The sequence below is a fragment of the Actinomadura geliboluensis genome, assembly GCF_043197915.1.
In the GTDB taxonomy this organism is placed as follows: Bacteria; Actinomycetota; Actinomycetes; order Streptosporangiales; family Streptosporangiaceae; genus Spirillospora; species Spirillospora geliboluensis.
Map to the genome: position 1 here is coordinate 852,712 of NZ_JBICUA010000001.1, position 14,492 is coordinate 867,203.

General features: G+C 73.6%; 15 protein-coding genes. 3 read left to right on the top strand and 12 right to left on the bottom strand.

Going from position 1 to position 14,492, the window contains the following annotated elements; all coding sequences use genetic code 11:
* Nucleotides 1–76: 76 nt before the first annotated feature.
* The 11 genes from rpsO to rimP all read right to left on the bottom strand — a co-directional run bounded on the left by rpsO (nt 77) and on the right by rimP (nt 10,843).
* A complete protein-coding gene (rpsO, locus tag ACGFI1_RS04015; RefSeq protein ID WP_021599383.1) occupies nt 77–346 on the bottom strand; it encodes a 30S ribosomal protein S15 in 270 nt (89 codons plus the stop codon).
* 223 nt (nt 347–569) lie between these two features.
* Nucleotides 570–1,514, bottom strand: coding sequence for a bifunctional riboflavin kinase/FAD synthetase (locus ACGFI1_RS04020; protein WP_392782683.1), 945 nt, complete (start codon nt 1,512–1,514; stop codon nt 570–572).
* 96 nt (nt 1,515–1,610) lie between these two features.
* Nucleotides 1,611–2,279: a PAQR family membrane homeostasis protein TrhA gene (gene trhA / locus ACGFI1_RS04025; protein WP_240807142.1), complete on the bottom strand. Its 669-nt coding sequence runs from the start codon at nt 2,277–2,279 to the stop codon at nt 1,611–1,613.
* Nucleotides 2,280–2,448: 169 nt separating this feature from the next.
* The gene (truB, locus tag ACGFI1_RS04030) at nt 2,449–3,321 is read right to left on the bottom strand and encodes a tRNA pseudouridine(55) synthase TruB (RefSeq protein WP_392782687.1); all 873 of its coding nucleotides are present in this window, start codon (nt 3,319–3,321) and stop codon (nt 2,449–2,451) included.
* A 15-nt stretch (nt 3,322–3,336) separates the two neighbouring features.
* Nucleotides 3,337–4,497 (bottom strand): DHH family phosphoesterase, encoded by a 1,161-nt coding sequence (locus ACGFI1_RS04035; protein WP_386867137.1) that lies wholly within the window; start codon nt 4,495–4,497, stop codon nt 3,337–3,339.
* Nucleotides 4,494–4,976: a 30S ribosome-binding factor RbfA gene (gene rbfA, locus ACGFI1_RS04040; protein ID WP_138633469.1), complete on the bottom strand. Its 483-nt coding sequence runs from the start codon at nt 4,974–4,976 to the stop codon at nt 4,494–4,496. Before rbfA ends, ACGFI1_RS04035 begins: the two co-directional genes overlap by 4 nt.
* A 234-nt stretch (nt 4,977–5,210) precedes the next feature.
* Complete coding sequence (locus ACGFI1_RS04045; protein ID WP_254715152.1) at nt 5,211–5,519, bottom strand: DUF503 domain-containing protein; 309 nt, start codon at nt 5,517–5,519, stop codon at nt 5,211–5,213.
* A gap of 210 nt (nt 5,520–5,729) precedes the next feature.
* Nucleotides 5,730–8,741 (bottom strand): translation initiation factor IF-2, encoded by a 3,012-nt coding sequence (gene infB / locus ACGFI1_RS04050; RefSeq protein WP_392782692.1) that lies wholly within the window; start codon nt 8,739–8,741, stop codon nt 5,730–5,732.
* Between the two features lie 108 nt (nt 8,742–8,849).
* Nucleotides 8,850–9,191, bottom strand: coding sequence for a YlxR family protein (locus ACGFI1_RS04055; RefSeq protein WP_338072529.1), 342 nt, complete (start codon nt 9,189–9,191; stop codon nt 8,850–8,852).
* Complete coding sequence (gene nusA / locus ACGFI1_RS04060; protein WP_387067986.1) at nt 9,157–10,206, bottom strand: transcription termination factor NusA; 1,050 nt, start codon at nt 10,204–10,206, stop codon at nt 9,157–9,159. The genes ACGFI1_RS04055 and nusA overlap by 35 nt, the downstream gene beginning before the upstream one ends.
* Nucleotides 10,207–10,231: 25 nt before the next feature.
* Entirely contained in the window at nt 10,232–10,843 is a 612-nt protein-coding gene (gene rimP / locus ACGFI1_RS04065) for a ribosome maturation factor RimP (RefSeq protein WP_138633479.1), read from the bottom strand.
* Between the two features lie 221 nt (nt 10,844–11,064).
* Between rimP and ACGFI1_RS04070 the strand changes: the two genes are divergently transcribed.
* The 3 genes from ACGFI1_RS04070 (at nt 11,065) to ACGFI1_RS04080 (ending at nt 13,662) form a co-directional block, all read left to right on the top strand.
* Nucleotides 11,065–12,084 carry a DUF4439 domain-containing protein gene (locus ACGFI1_RS04070; RefSeq protein WP_392782697.1) on the top strand — a complete coding sequence of 340 codons (1,020 nt, stop codon included), beginning with the start codon at nt 11,065–11,067 and terminating at the stop codon, nt 12,082–12,084.
* An 81-nt stretch (nt 12,085–12,165) separates the two neighbouring features.
* Nucleotides 12,166–12,510, top strand: a complete 345-nt coding sequence (locus ACGFI1_RS04075; protein ID WP_392782700.1) for a hypothetical protein — start codon at nt 12,166–12,168, stop codon at nt 12,508–12,510.
* 93 nt (nt 12,511–12,603) lie between these two features.
* Nucleotides 12,604–13,662, top strand: a complete 1,059-nt coding sequence (locus tag ACGFI1_RS04080; RefSeq protein ID WP_392782703.1) for a TRM11 family SAM-dependent methyltransferase — start codon at nt 12,604–12,606, stop codon at nt 13,660–13,662.
* Between the two features lie 53 nt (nt 13,663–13,715).
* Here the strand turns inward: ACGFI1_RS04080 and ACGFI1_RS04085 are convergent, their stop codons facing one another.
* A complete protein-coding gene (locus tag ACGFI1_RS04085) occupies nt 13,716–14,408 on the bottom strand; it encodes an HAD family hydrolase (RefSeq protein WP_386867147.1) in 693 nt (230 codons plus the stop codon).
* Nucleotides 14,409–14,492: the final 84 nt, after the last annotated feature.

Genomic DNA, 14,492 nt, shown 5'->3' on the forward strand with positions numbered 1-14,492 from the left:
GCGGCCGGGTACCGGTCGGCGGCCGCCGACCGGTAAAAGGAAGGGAGTGGCCCGCGCGGGCCACTCCCTCAGCGTGCTAGCGGCGCAGGCCGAGTCGCTCGATCAGCTGCCGGTAGCGGTTGATGTCCTTGTTGCTCAGGTACTTCAGGAGGCGGCGGCGACGGCCGACCAGCAGCAGCAGTCCGCGGCGGCTGTGGTGGTCGTGCTTGTGCTCCTTGAGGTGCTCGGTCAGATCGTTGATGCGGCGCGTCAGCAGCGCGACCTGGACCTCCGGGGATCCGGTGTCACCCTCAGTGGTCGCGTACTCGGCGATGATCTGGTTCTTCGTGGCGGTGTCGAGCGACACGTGGCTCCTTCGATGGGATCGTCACCCGCAGATCCGGGCCCGGAGGGCGCACGGGTCCGCATGGTGCGTTTCAGAGGGTGGCAAGCCGCATGAGGGTGCAGCTCGCCGCGCCGGGGCCCTTCCCGGCGACTATTCACCGTACCATGCCGGAAACCCGCGCCGTCACGAAGCGAGAACCGGTGTTGTCGCAGGGTACGCGGCGGAAACGCGGGCTCCGCCCGGGTCACTCGGAGGTGATCTCCCTGGCGCGGTCCACGTCCCGGCGCATCTCCTCGATCAGCGCGTCGATCGAGTCGAACTTCAGGGTGTCGCGGATGCGGGCGGTGAAGTCCACGGCCATGTGCTCGCCGTACAGGGCGAGGTCGTCGCGGTCCAGCGCGTACGCCTCGACGGTCCGCTCCCCCGCGCCCTCGAACGTCGGGTTCGTCCCGATGGAGATCGCGGCGGGCCAGCGGAAGTCCGGGTAGCGCTCGGAGTCGCAGACCAGCCAGCCGCCGTAGACGCCGTCGGCCGGGATCGCGGTGTTCGCCGCCGTCTCCAGGTTCGCCGTCGGGAACCCGAGCGCGCGGCCGCGCCGGTGGCCGCGCACCACGATGCCCTCCACGCGGTGCGGCCGGCCGAGCGCCTGCGCCGCCGCCCCGACGTCGCCCGCGTCGAGCCGGCCCCGGATGTAGGTGGAGGAGATCGTGCCGCCGTTCGCCACGAGCGGCATGCCCTCGGCGGTGAAGTCGTACTTCTCGCCGAGCTCGCGCAGCAGCGCGACGTCGCCCTTGGCCTTGTGGCCGAAGCGGAAGTCCTCGCCGACGATCACGTGGGCGGCGTGCAGCCGGTCGACCAGGACCGACTGCACGAACTCGTCCGGCGGCACCTTGGACAGCTCAAGGGTGAACGGGACGACCGCGACCGCGTCCGTGCCGAGCCCCTCCAGCAGTTCCACGCGCCGCCGGGTGGTGGCGAGCAGCGGCGGATGGGTTCCCGGCCGGACGACCTCGTCGGGGTGCGGGTCGAACGTGATGACCACCGAGCGCAGGCCGCGGCGCCGGGCCTCCTCGGCCGCGGCGCCGACGATCCGCTGATGGCCGCGGTGCACCCCGTCGAACACCCCGATGGTGATCACTGAACGGCCCCAGTCCGCGGGAACCTCGTCGAGGCCATTCCAACGCCGCACCATTCTCTCCCTGCGTAGGGCATGCCTGCCGGTATTCTCCTGCCGCCCTCAAGAGTGCCATGACGGGGGCCGCGAGGTCGCACCCAGGGGTACCCGTCAGCCGGACTGGTAGACGACCAGCGACACCGCGATGTACTGCAGGACGTAGGCGGCGAGCGTGCAGGCGTGGAACACCTCGTGGAAGCCGAACCAGCGCGGCGACGGGTCGGGGCGGCGCAGCCCGTAGACGACGCCTCCGACGCTGTAGCAGATCCCGCCGGCCGCGACCAGCACGCACGCGGCGGTGCCGGCGCCGTCCAGGAACTGCGGCAGGAAGAACACCGCGACCCAGCCGAGGACGATGTAGAGGGTGACATAGAGGGCGCGCGGGGCGCCGATCCAGGCGGTGCGGAAGACGACGCCCGCGACGGCGCCCGTCCAGACGGTGATGAGGACGGCGAGCCGCACGCCGCCGTCCAGGGCGACGACCGCGAAGGGGGTGTACGTCCCCGCGATGATCAGGTAGATGTTGGCATGGTCGAACCGGCGCAGCACCTCGATCAGCCGGTGCGACTGCTGCCGGTGGTACGTCCCCGAGATCCCGAACAGCATCCCCGATGTCGCCACGTACACCGCCGACGCGAGCCGCGCGTGGACGCTCGGGCCGAGCGCCACCAGCACGAGCCCGGCGACCAGCACCGCGGGGAACGCGCCGAGGTGCAGCCAGCCGCGCAGCCGCGGCCGGGTGGGGGACGCCACCGGGGGGTGGTCCTTCACAGTGGTCACGGACACCTCCTGCCTCAGTAACTTACGCTCTCGTAGGTTACGCGCCCGTAGGTTTTCGCGCAGCACTTTCACCCGGTGATGCGCACCACGGGTGTATTGCCCGGGTCCGGGTCGAGGTAGAGCGCGTACGGGTAAAGGCCAGAAGGCGAGAAGGGTCGTTCCAGGTGGGTCAGGGGACGAAGACGGCGAGGGGCTTGGCCTGCCCGCCCTGCTCCTCGACGAGGGCGAGCAGCGTCCCGTCCGGCGCGAAGACGCCCACCGGCCCCGGGCCCAGCCCGGCCGCCGGCAGCCGCCCGCCGTGCGCGATCCTGCGGGCGTCGTCGGCCGAGACGTCCCGGCGCGGGAACACCGCGGCGACCGCCTCGCCCATCGGCAGGATCTCCGGCTTCTCCGCGAACTGGTCGAGGGTCCGCGCCATGGCCAGGTCGTAGGGCCCGACCCGGGTGCGGCGCAGCGCCGTCAGGTGGCCGCCGCAGCCGAGGGACGCGCCGAGGTCGCGGGCCAGCGCCCGGATGTAGGTGCCGGACGAGCAGGCGACCGACGCGTCCACGTCGATCAGGTCGCCCGCGCGCCGCACGTCGGTGACCGCGAACGAGTGCACGGTCACGGGCCGGGCCGCGAGCGCCACGTCCTCGCCCTTGCGTGCCATCTTGTAGGCCCGCTCGCCGTTCACCTTGATCGCGCTGACCTGCGGCGGGACCTGCTGGATCGGCCCGGTCAGCGCCGCGACGCCCGCGCGCAGCGCCTCGTCGGCCAGGGACGCGGCGGACGCCGTCGCGGTGATCTCGCCCTCCGCGTCGTCGGTGTTGGTCGACTGCCCCAGGCGGATCGTCGCGTCGTACCCCTTCTCCGTCAGCGCGAGGTGGCCGAGGAGGCGGGTGGCCTTGCCGACGCCGAGCACGAGCACGCCCGTCGCCATCGGGTCGAGCGTGCCCGCGTGCCCGACCCGGCGGGTCTTCGCCAGCCGCCGCATCTTCCCGACGACGTCGTGCGACGTCCAGCCGGCGGGCTTGTCCACGATGACGAGTCCCGAGTTGTCCACGCGCGCTCCGAAAGGTCAGTCGTCGAGGTCACCGGGCACGCGCAGCGCCGCGCGCAGCCGGTCGATGATGGCGGCGGGCTCCCCGCCCATGGTGAACGCGGCGGCCGTGCTGTGCCCGCCGCCGCCGAGCTCCACGCAGGCGCGGCCGACGTCGATCGCGCCCTTGGAGCGGGTGGAGACGTACCACTCGCCCCGGTCGTTCTCCTTGCACACCACCGCGACCTCGGCCTCGTCGGTGCGCCTGAGCTGGTCGATGACCCCTTCGAGCTGGTCGTACTCGACGTCGCGGGCGGCCCGGTCGGAGCGGGCGATCGTCGTCCAGACCAGGCCGAGGCCGGCGGCCGCGTCGCGCTCCAGCCGGGCCCGCGCCAGCGCGCCCGCGAGCACCTGCAGGTAGCCGAACGGGGCCCGGTCCCACAGCTCGCGGCTGACCGCGTCGGGCCGGACGCCCGCCGTCAGCAGCCGTCCCGCGAGGTTGTGCACCTCCGGGGTCGTGCACGGGTACTTGAACGACCCGGTGTCGCTGGCGAGCCCCGCGTACAGGCCCTGCGCGATGTCGCGGTCGAGCGGGACGCCGAGCCGGCGGATCAGCTCCTCGACCAGCACCGCGGTGGCCGCGGCGTCCGGGTCGACGAGCCGCACGCCGCCGAAGCCGGTGTTGGACGCGTGGTGGTCGACGACGACCAGCGCGCCGGCCCGGTCGGCGTGCCCGGCGAGGCCGCCGAGCCGCGCCCGGCCGGCCGCGTCCAGGGAGATCATCAGCTCCGGGGCGGCGGGCACCCGGGCGGGCTCCACCAGCAGTTCCTGCCCCGGCAGGAAGCGCAGGATCGCCGGGACCGTGAACGGCTCCCCGAACGAGGCCACGCACCGCTTGCCGAGCGCGCGGAGCGCCTGCGCGAGCGCCAGCATGGAGCCGAGCGCGTCGCCGTCCGGCGCCACATGGCAGACGAGGCAGATCTCCTCCGCCGCGCGGATCAGCTGGATCGCGCGGTCCCACTCCAGGTCGGCGGCCGGTGCGGCGGGGGCGGCCGGTGCGGCGGGGCCGCGCACTCCGCCGCCCCCGCCGCGCGGCACGATGTCATGGCCGCCCGCGGCGTGGCCGTCCGCGTCGTGCAGCCGGCACTCCTCCGGCCCCCCGGAGGCCGCGGCCTCCGCGCGGCCCTCGGGGCCGTTCACGAGGACGGGGGCCGGGAACGGCCGTCCTCGTCGTCGGCGTCCTCGTCGAGGTCGTCGTCGGCGGCGGGCTCCCGGTACGGGTTCGCCTCACCGGCCGGGGACGCGTCCTGCGCGGCGCGCGCGACCTCGGCGTCCCTCGCGCGGGCCTTGGCCAGCAGGTCGTCGATGTGGGCCGCGTTCTCCATCAGGGAGTCCATGACGAAGGTGATGCTGGGCGTGTGCCGGACGCCCGTCTTCCTGCCCACCTCCGACCTGATGACGCCCTTCGCGCTCTCCAGCGCGGCGGCCGTCTCGGCGCGCTCGCCGTCCGACCCGTACACCGTGTAGTAGACGGTCGCGTCGCGCAGGTCGTTGGTGATGCGGGTGTCCGTCACGGTCACGAAGCCGAGCCGCGGATCCTTGATCCGCCTCTCCAGCATCTCGGCCACGATCTGCTGGATGCGGTCGGCGAGCTTGCGCGCCCGAGCTGCGTCCACCATGATCGCACTCCCTTTCTATGGTCTGCCGACCCCTCTGTGGTCCGGCGCCGGCACCGAAGTTCCATTGTGGGGGCACTCCCCCACCCCCCGACCGGGAAGACCGAACGCCGTCCTCCACCCGGACGGCGGTCCGTACCGGACGCCGTCCGGTTCATTGTGGGGGACGACCCCCACACCCCGAACGGGGACTGAACGTCGTCCTCCACTCCGCCGGCGCTCCGTTGCGGACGCCGTTCAGTCCTCGTCGTGGAAGATCCGCTGGCGGGCGGACAGCAGTTCGATCTCCGGCCGTCCGGCCACCAGGCGTTCGCACTGGTCGAGCACCTGGGTGCAGTTGGCGGCCGAGCCCGAGACCACCGCCACCCCGATCTCCGCCCTGCGGTGCAGGTCGTTGCCGCCGGTCTCGGCGACGGCCACCGCCGGGAAGTGCTTGTGCACCTCGGCGATGATGGGCCGGACGACGGACCGCTTCTGCTTCAGCGAGCGGACGTCCCCCAGCAGCAGGTCGAGTGTCAGCGCACCCACGTACACCTGGTCGATCACCTCGGGATCTGTCTGGTTGGAACGACGGGGATCACCCGCCGTGTTCCCTGCCGCGCCGCCGGACGGCGGACGGGCCGGACATGCAGGACGCCAGGCTAGAAGATCCGCCTGGCGTCCTGTCATCCGATTTAACGATCACATCGGCGACGAGCCGGCCGCCGCCCGGCCCGCGCCCGGAGGGGCGGGGCCGGGCGGACGGGCCGCCGGGCCTCAGACGCGGGGCTTCTCCCGCATCTCGAAGCACTCGATGACGTCGCCGAGCTTGATGTCGTTGTAACCGACGCCGATGCCGCACTCGAAGCCCTCGCGGACTTCGGTCGCGTCGTCCTTGAAGCGGCGCAGCGACGACACCGTGAGGTTGTCGGCGACCACGACGCCGTCGCGGACGAGGCGGGCCTTGGCGTTGCGCTGGATGATCCCCGAGGTGACCATCGAGCCGGCCACGTTGCCGATCCGCGGCACCTTGAAGATCTCGCGGACCTCCGCGGTGCCGAGCTGGACCTCCTCGAACTCCGGCTTGAGCATGCCCTTGAGGGCCGCCTCGATCTCCTCGATCGCCTGGTAGATGATCGAGTAGTACCGGATGTCGACGCCCTCGCGGTCGGCCAGCTCCTGCGCGTTGCGCTCCGGCCGCACGTTGAAGCCGATGATGACCGCGCCCTCCTCGGACGCCAGCGACAGGTTGACGTCGTCCTGCGTGATCGCGCCGACACCGCGGCGGATGATCCGCAGGCTGACCTCGTCGCCCACGTCGATCTTGAGGAGCGAGTCCTCCAGCGCCTCGACGGAACCCGACACGTCGCCCTTGAGGATGAGCAGCAGCTCCTGCCGCTTGCCCTCCTGGAAGTCCTTGAACAGTTCTTCCAGGGAGCTGCTCTTGCGACTCTTGAGCAGCTCGGCGTTGCGCTTGCGCGCCACCCGCTTGTCGGCGATCTGCCGGGCGATCCGGTCGTCGTCGACGACCAGGAAGTTGTCGCCCGCGCCGGGCACGGCCGCGAGGCCGAGCACCATCACCGGACGGGACGGGCCCGCCTCCTCGAGGTTGTTGCCGTTCTCGTCGAGCATCGCCCGGACGCGGCCGTTGGCCACGCCGCAGACGATCGAGTCGCCGACCCGGAGCGTGCCGCGCTGCACCAGCACGGTCGCCACGGCACCCCGGCCCTTGTCCAGGTGGGCCTCGATGGCCGAGCCCTGAGCGGGCATGTCGGGGTTGGCCTTCAGGTCGAGCTCGGCGTCGGCGGTCAGGATGATCGCCTCCAGCAGCCCGTCGATGTTGGTGCCCTGCTTGGCGGACACGTCGACGAACTGCGTCGAACCGCCGAACTCCTCGGCGACCAGGCCGTACTCGGTCAGCTGCGCGCGCACCCGGTTCGGGTCCGCGCCCTCGACGTCGATCTTGTTGACCGCGACGACGATCGGGACCCCGGCCGCGGTGGCGTGGTCGATCGCCTCGGTGGTCTGCGGCTTGACGCCGTCGTCCGCGGCGACCACCAGCACCACCAGGTCGGTGGTGTCGGCACCGCGGGCGCGCATGGCGGTGAACGCCTCGTGACCCGGGGTGTCGATGAAGGTGATCTTGCGGTCCTCGCCGTCGACCTCGGTCTCGACCTGGTAGGCGCCGATGTGCTGGGTGATGCCGCCGGCCTCGCCCGCCTGCACGTTGGCGTGCCGGACGGCGTCCAGCAGCTTGGTCTTACCGTGGTCGACGTGGCCCATGACGGTGACCACCGGAGGACGCGACTGGAGGTTCTCCTCGCCGCCCTCGTCCTCGCCGTACTCGATGTCGAACGACTCGAGCAGCGCGCGGTCCTCGTCCTCGGGGCTGACGACCTGGACGTCGAAGTCCAGCTCGAGCCCGAGCGCCATGAGGTCGTCGGGGTCGACCGACTGGGTCGCGGTGACCATCTTGCCGAGATGCATCATGATCGCGACGAGCGACGCCGGGTTGGCGCCGATCTTCTCGGCGAAGTCGGTCAGGGTCGCGCCCTGCGGCAGCCGGATCGTCTTGCCGTTGCCGCGGGGAGCCGAGACGCCGCCGGCGGCGGGCGCCTGCATGTTCTCGAACTCTTGACGACGCGCGCGCTTCGACTTGCGCCCGCGGGCCGGCCGGCCCCCGGGACGTCCGAACGCGCCCTGCGTGCCGCCGCGGCCGCGACCGCCGCCACCCGGGCGGGGACCGCCGAAGCCGCCGCCGGGACGACCGCCGCCGCCCGCGCGGGGGCCGCCGAAGCCGCCGCCACCACCGCCGGGACGACCGCCGCCACCGGGACCGCGACCGCCGCCACCGGGACGACCGCCGCCGCCACCCGGGCCGCGACCGCCGCCACCGCCGCCGGGACCACCGCGCCCGGGGGCGCCGGCGGGCCGCGAGGACGGCATGTTCATCGGGCTCGGCCGCGGGCCGCCCGGCCGGGGCGGCATGCTGCCCGGGCTGGGCCGCGGGCCGCCCGCACCGGGCGCGCCGCTGCGGCCGCCGGGACGCGGGCCGCCGGCGGGGCCGCCGCCGGGACGGTCACCGCCCGGACGGTCGCCGCCCGGACGCGGACCGGGACGCGGGCCCGGCTTGGGCGCCTGGCCCATGCCGGTGTTGGTCGAGCTGAACGGGTTGTTGCCCGGACGCGGCCGGCCGCCGCCTCCGCCGCCCTGGCGCGGGCCGGGACGCGGGCCCGGCTTGGGCGCGCGGGGACCCGGCTTCGGGCCGCCGGGGGCGCGGGTGCCCGCGCCGTTGCCGGCCGCGGGACCGCCGGTCGCGGGACCCGCCGCGGGCGGGGCGCTCGGCGCCTGCGCCGCGGGCGCGTTCACCGGCGTGCTCGGCGCCGGCGGGACGGGCGGGCGCGGGCCCGGCTTGGGCATGCCGCCCTGGCCCGGACCGCTCTGGCCGCCGGGACCGCCCGGGCCCGGCTTGGGCGCGGGCGGGCGCGGCGCGGCGGGCCGGGGGGCCTGCGGGCGCGCGCCCTGTCCGTCGGAGGCGCCGCCGGGCGGACCCGGACGCGGCGCGGCGGGACGCGGACCCGAAGGTCGCTTCTGCGCGCCCCGATTGTCCCCCTGCTTGGAGGACGAAGAAGAATTTGAGAAGGCTTCCTTCAGCCTGCGTTCGACCGGCGCCTCGATCGTGGAGGACGCCGACCGTACGAACTCGCCCATCTCCTTGAGCTTGGCCATGACGACCTTGCTCTCAACACCGAACTCCTTGGCGAGTTCGTAAACCCGGACCTTCGCCACTGCACTCCCTACTCGGTCCGGGGGTGCGGCCTCCGGACCGTCGCTAACTTGCCGTACTCATCGCGGCGTGCTCATCGAGCGCTCATAGCAATCTCGACCTGCTTCCGACTAGACGTCGCTTTCACTTCGGCCATCCTGCTGCCGCGCGGCGTGCACCGCAAGCCGTGCCCGCAGCGCACCACCGTCGAGCGGCCCCGGCAGGCGGAACGCCCGCGGGAACGCCCGACGCCGCTCTGCGAGCTCGAGACACCCCAGGTCGGGGTGCAGATGCGCACCCCGTCCCGGCAGCCGCCCGCGAGGATCGGGGACGATGACGCCCTCGACCACCACCAGGCGCAGCAAGCCGGACTTGGCCGTGCGAACCCGGCAGCCCACACACGTGCGAACAGGGGCCGCCCGGCCACGTTTCATGAGTCTACCGCGCCGAGGCGTCCGCGGGGCCTGTCGCATGCTCTCCTGACGTAGAAGATCCGGTTTGGCCGGGCTCGGCGGGTTCCGCGGGGGGCCGCACCGGCTCGGTGTCGGACCTGATGTCGATCCGCCAGCCGGTCAGCCGGGCGGCGAGCCGCGCGTTCTGCCCCTCCTTGCCGATGGCGAGGGACAGCTGGTAGTCGGGGACGATCACCCGGGCGACCCGGGCGTCGGCGTCGATGACCTCGACATGGGAAACCCGCGCGGGCGACAGCGCATTCCCGACGAGCTCCGCGGGGTCGTCCGACCAGTCGACGATGTCGATCTTCTCGCCGTGCAGCTCGGCCATCACGTTGCGGACCCGGCCGCCGAGCGGGCCGATGCACGCGCCCTTGGCGTTCACGCCGGACTTGCGCGAGCGCACCGCGATCTTGGTGCGGTGGCCGGCCTCGCGGGCGATCGCGGCGATCTCCACGGTGCCGTCGGCGATCTCCGGGACCTCCAGCGCGAACAGCTTGCGGACGAGGTTCGGGTGCGTGCGCGACAGCTGCACCGACGGGCCCCGGTGGCCCTTGCGGACCTGCACCACGTAGGCGCGCAGCCGCTCGCCGTGCTCGTAGCGCTCACCGGGCACCTGCTCCTGCGGGGGCAGGACGGCCTCGATGCGGCCGAGGTCGACCAGCACGTTGCGCGGGTCCTTGCCCTGCTGGATGATGCCGCTGACGATGTCGCCCTCGCGGCCGGCGTACTCGCCGAAGGTCAGCTCGTCCTCGGCGTCGCGCAGCCGCTGCAGGATCACCTGCTTGGCGGTGGTCGCCGCGATGCGGCCGAAACCGGTCGGGGTGTCGTCGTACTCGCGGAGGTCGTTGCCCTCCTCGTCGGTCTCGGTCGCCCAGACGGTCACGTGCCCGCTCTGCCGGTCCAGCTCGACGCGCGCCTTCGGCGCCGCGCCCTCCGTCCGGTGGTAGGCGATCAGCAGGGCGTCTTCGATGGCCTTGACGGCCACGTCGAGCGAGATGTCCTTCTCGCTCTCCAGGCCCCGCAGGGCGGTCATGTCGATGTCCACGAGGTTCCCCCCTCTAGTCCGGCTCAGCCGGAGAACGCTTATCGTCGGCCGTCCGCTCCAGGGGTTTGAACTCCACCTGGACCCGGCCGCGCCCCAGCTCGTCCAGGCCGAACCTGCGCCGCGCGGTCTGCGTCCCGGCGCCCTTGCCGCGCCGCTTCTGGACGACGTCGATCTCGACGGCGGCGTCGTCGGCCGCTACCACGCGGCCCTCGACCTGCCCGCCCTCGGCCAGCGGCGCGACGACCAGCCGGCCGACGGCGCGGCGCCAGTGCCGCGGCTCGGTGAGGGGTCGGTCGACGCCGGGCGAGGTCACCTCCAGCACGTAGGGCGAGGTCCCCATCACGTCGGACTCGTCGAGCAGCCGGGAGGCAGCCTCGCTCACCCGGGCGACGGCGTCGAGGTCGACCCCGCCGTCCCCGTCCACCACGATCTTCACGAGGCGGCGGCGCCCGGCCGGGCGGACGTCGACCTCCTCCAGGTCGAGGCCGATCTCGGCCACGGCGGGTTCCACCAGCCGGGTCAGCCGGTCGATGGCCGTGTCGCGCGCGGGACGCGCGGAGGCGTCGGCGCGCCTGCCGGGACCGCGCCCGCCCTGAGCGCGGCCACCGCTGGACTCGACGCTCATGGGCCCTCCTCGTGTTCCCTCTGTTGTCACGTCTGCGATCGCGGATGTCACCGTTCGTCCGTCGACACCTCAAGGGTATCGACAGCCGGGGACCGCGTCGGTCTTTCCGGCGGCTCACCGGCGCGGCGGATATGGAATGCTTGAGCTGGCCCGATGGACGCGTCCGTATACCGCGACCGCGACGGGCCTCCACCACCGTGCCACCGGGTGAGGAGACTCCCTTGCCGAACGCCCTGCCGCGCTCGCCCGAGGAGGCGATGTCGCGGCGCGCGCTGCTGCGGCGGGGGGCCGTGCTGGGCGGGGCGATCGGCGGGAGCGCCCTGCTCCTGCCGGGGCTGGCGGGCTGCGCGGCGGAGTCGTCGGCGTCGTCCCCGGCCGGGCGCACCGGCGTCGCGGTGCTCGTCGGCGCGATCGCGTCCGAGCAGCACCTGATCGCGGCCTACGAGGCGGCGCGGTCATCGGGTGCGGTGCCGGCCGGCCGGCTCGATCCGGTCCTCGCGCACCACCGCCGGCACCTGGAGGTCCTGAAGAGGCACTACGTGCCGGGCTCGGGCGACAGGGCGGGCGAGGGCGGCGCGATGCCGTCCGCCAGTCCCGCTCCCCCGGTCCCCGCCGGCTCCGCGCAGGCGCTCGCCTTCCTGCGCGACGCGGAGGAGGACGCGGCGCGCGCGCGGACGGCCGACGCCGCCAAGGTAAGCCCCGCGCTGGCGCAGCTGCTCGCCAGCATCGGCGCCTGCGAAGCGGGCCATGCCAGGACGGTCAGGGGCGGGGTCCCGGCCGTCCGCTCCAGGTCCGATGCCGAAGCCTTGCGGACGGCGCTGTCGGCCGAGCACGCGGCCGTGTACGGGTACGGGGTGCTCGGGGCCCGGCTGCGCGGCACGCTGCGGCAGACCGCGAAGGACATGTGGAACGGCCACCGGGCCCAGCGCGACGAGCTGGCCTCGATCCTGTCCGGCGACCCGGACCCGGCGGCGGCCGCCTACCGGCTGCCCGTCCGGGTCACCGACGCGCGCAGCGCCGCGCGGCTCGCGGCGGCGCTGGAGGACGACCTCGCCGCCGCCTACGTCGGCCTCGCCGGCCTCTCCGCCCCCGACCTGCGGGCGTTCGCCGCCGACAGCGCGCAGCGGGCGATGGCGCGGTCGGCCCGGTGGCGGGCGCGGGCGGGCGCCGCGGCGCCGCCGGACGCGTTCCCCGGGCTGCCGCCCGCGGGCCTCGCGCCCCGCCCCGAACCGGGTGAGTGATCTTCCGCACGGCGGGAACGAAGCGCGGCACCGATCGCGTTGGTCCCGGTAGAGGGGACTACTCGGGGGAGGAGCCCAGACGTGACCACGACTCCGACGGAGGGCGGGCGCAGCGCCCTCGACGAGCTGCGGGACGCCTACCACGAACAGCTGAACCGGCTCGCGGCCGAGCGCGACGCCGCGCGGCGGCAGGCGCGCATCGCCCAGGCGCAGGCGGACGTGGCGCGGGCCGACCTCGCGAGCCTCACGGCCCGGGTGCACGAGCTGCTGGCCGCCGCCGCGCGGCACCTCCCGGACCTGCCCGCCGCCGAGGGCCGCCCGGACGAGCGCGCGCGGGCGCTGCCCGCCGCGCCGGACGCTCCCGCCGCACCAGACGCTCCCGCCGACGACCCGGCGCCTTCGGACCGTCCCGCGCGGGCCGCCTGACCGGGGAGGAGCGGCCCGTCCAAGGGCCGCGCGGAGACCGCCGGGCCATCGTCCCGGCGGTCTCCGCTCCGACCTTCCAATAGGGTTCTGCGAATGACCGCGTACGGCCTCCTCGTCACCCCTTCGCACAACCGCGTCTACGCCCAGGCCGCCGCCGACTTGCTCAAGGCGGAGCTGACGGTGTTCAGCGAACGGGCCCTGGGCGGGCGCCTGGGCGACATCCGCGAGACGGCCATGGGCGGCGTCCCCTACGTGACGTTCTCCGCCGACGAGCTGACGGAGCAGGACGTCCGCCTCCTGTCGAACCTGTCGGGTCTCTACGCGCTGTTCCAGATCGAGGGCGAGCTGCTCCGGCCGGTCGCGCTCCAGCCCCTCGACCTGTTCGGCAGCGACCTGCTGACCATCCAGAAGTACTCCGGCAAGACGAACGAGTACTTCACCAAGCTGCTACTGAACGTCACCGCGATGGCGATGGACTCGCCCATGGACCTGGTGACCGGCCGCCCCCGCGTCCTGGATCCCATGTGCGGGCGGGGCACCACCCTCAACCAGGCGATGATGTACGGCCTGGACGCCGCCGGCATCGACATCGACGCCAAGGACTTCGACGCCTACGCGGCCTTCATCAAGACCTGGCTGAAGAACAACCGGGTCAAGCACCAGGCCGAGACGGCCAACATCCGGCGCGAGAAGGCCGTCCTCGGGCGCCGCCTCCACGTGACGTTCGGGGCGTCCAAGGAGCGCTACAAGAGCGGCGAGACGATGGAGATCACGGTCGTGAACGCCGACTCCGTGGGCGCCGGCAAGTTCTTCCGCCCCGCCTCGTTCGACCTGATCGTCACGGACGCCCCGTACGGCGTCCAGCACGGCAGCCGCCCCAAGGGCGCGCAGCCGGGCCGCAAGGGCAAGCCGCAGCTGTCACGCAGCCCCGTCGACCTGCTGGCCGCCGCCGTCCCCGAATGGGCGCGGCTGCTGCGCCCGGGGGGCGCCATCGGGATCTCCTGGAACACCTTCGTCGGCCGCCGCGAGCAACTCGCCGACATCCTCCGCACCGCCGGCCTGGACGTCCAGGACTCCGACGCTTACCAGAGCTTCCGCCACCGCGTGGACCAGGCCATCACCCGCGACCTGATCGTGGCGCGCCGCCCCTGACCCCCGAAGCGTCTGAGCTCCGCCTGTTGCTCCGCTCCCGGCGCCGGTCAGGCTTACCAGCGCTCTACGTGCGGGAGCAGTTCGTCCAGGGTGTGGATCAGGGCGTCGGGGGGTGTGAGGCCGGGGCGCTGGAAGGCGTGGGTGGTCTGGTGCCAGAGCTGGACGGCGCGCAGGCCGGCCGACTTGGCGCCGTGGATGTCGTCGTAGGGGCGGTCGCCGACGAAGACGCAGGACGCGGGGTCGGTGGCGCCGACGGCGTCCATGGCGGCGCGGAACGCCTCGGCGTGCGGCTTCGTCCAGGGGATCTCGCTGGAGTAGACGGCGCCGTCGAGCATGCCGAGGACGTCGTCGCGGGCGAAGACGCGCTCGTGCCACTCGCGGGTCCAGATGGTGTTGGACAGGACGCCGATCTTGATGCCGCGCTCGCGGAGGGCGTGGAAGAGGCCGGGGACGGCGGGGTCGGTGTGGGTGTGCGGGGTCCAGGTCTCGAAGTGCGCCGCGAGGAGGTCCTCGGTGGGCTCCACCCCGGCCATCTCGAACGCCTCGGCGAGCGTGGCGCTGCGGTGCTCCTCGGTGCCGCGGCGCCACAGCTCCAGCTCGGCCTCGGCGAGCGCGGCGGCGGCCTTCTCGACGGCGTCCGGCGGCAGGTGGGCGGAGCAGATCGCGCGCCACATGTCGGTGAGGTCGAGGTCGTGCCACGGGGTCAGGGTGCCGCCCCAGTCGAAGATCACAGCTTGTACGCCCATGACCGGATCGTAACCATCCGAGCGCGATCGACGATCACCGTTTACGCTGTGGATCACCCCGGAGGGCGCGACCGGGCCGCCGTC